Below are 1,267 nucleotides of genomic sequence, written 5' to 3' on the forward strand. Positions count from 1 at the left end.
ATATACTCTAATAAATTACAAGTTTCTAGGCCACTATTTTTTCGGAGCCGTTTACATTTTTGTTAATTTCTCTTGGGTCTAGGCATACATAATCCTTATCATAAGGTTTTTTGCTGTTTACTACACTGTAGACCGTTCTTAATAATTTATTCATAACATTGTTCATGATCAGGTAATGAGGTTTACCCTCCTGTTGCTTTTTCTGATAATATAACCTGTATTCCTTATTATGCTTCACTGCGGATTTTGCGCCCATGTACAGCAGGGATTTAAGTTCTTTATCTGCAAATGGGCTTGTCCTGGGCTTGCCGACCATATTTCCCGAAGCATTGGGGAAGGGACATACGCCGGCGTATGAAGCCGCTTTTCTGGCCGTTCCGATTGTCTTGAAGTTGCCCGTCTTGATAATCAGATCAGTAGCTATGACCGGTCCTACGCCCTTTACCGAAACCGCCAGCCCATAATTCCCGGCCAGTTCCCTATCATTCTTTATGATCAGTTCCATTTCTTCATCTACGGCTTCTATCTGCTGGTCAAGGGCGTTGAGGGAAGCTTTTAGGATGAGGTTCACCTTGATGCTCTGCATGGGCATCTGCTCCCGGGCATGCTCACCTGTCCTTAATTTTTTACGGGATTTAACCAACTGTGAACGAAGCGAATAAAGTTGACGTAATTCAGAGCCGCTTTCGCTCTGATACGTTTTGAAAGATAGCTTGTCAAAGAATCTCTCCCCGTATTCCCGTAACCGCGAGGCATCTATTGGGTCTGACTTGCCTTTAAGGATACCCAGGCTATGTTTTACCGTATAGCCCGGAACAAGTGCTATCGAGACTCCGCACCGGTTACACAGAAAGACTAACAGATCTCCATAGCTACCGGTATTCTCCGCACATAGCACAGAACCCTCGGGTACTTTCGATAGAAATTTCGATATGGAGTCCAATCTGTTTTTCACTGTCCTGTTTTTTTCTTTACCGTCTGTATCAAAGAAGTTTACGTCAAACTTTTCTTTTGATAAATCTATTCCATATACTTGCATAAATATTTTATTTATGCTCCGCATTGAGTGGCTAACATCGTGATAATGGGTTCTTCCCTAAATACTCTCTGGCTTTGACTCAATAGATCTGCTGTCCTTAATATGAAACTTAGGTTCTACCTATTATTATTTTAAAGTTAGGGCAGCAGATGGAGCTTTTTATCCAAAGATATATTTCACGATCTATTCTCATTTCTTGTATTTATCCTTCAGAGTTCAAACTAACGA

1 protein-coding gene is annotated in these 1,267 nt (G+C 41.4%); it reads right to left on the reverse strand.

Features of this window, described 5'->3' with window-relative positions; genetic code table 11:
• Positions 1-25 precede the first annotated feature (25 nt).
• On the reverse strand, positions 26-1,039 hold the full coding sequence (locus tag EPX21_RS19240; RefSeq protein ID WP_166670819.1) for an IS110 family transposase: 1,014 nt from the start codon (positions 1,037-1,039) through the stop codon (positions 26-28).
• Between the last annotated feature and the right edge of the window lie 228 nt (positions 1,040-1,267).

It is taken from the genome of Olivibacter sp. XZL3, from assembly GCF_004368405.1.
In the GTDB taxonomy this organism is placed as follows: domain Bacteria; phylum Bacteroidota; class Bacteroidia; order Sphingobacteriales; family Sphingobacteriaceae; genus Olivibacter.

Excerpts from the sequence above, each read along its gene's own strand:
- EPX21_RS19240 (WP_166670819.1), bottom strand. The coding sequence starts at position 1,039 with ATGCAAGTATATGGAATAGATTTATCAAAAGAAAAGTTTGACGTAAAC.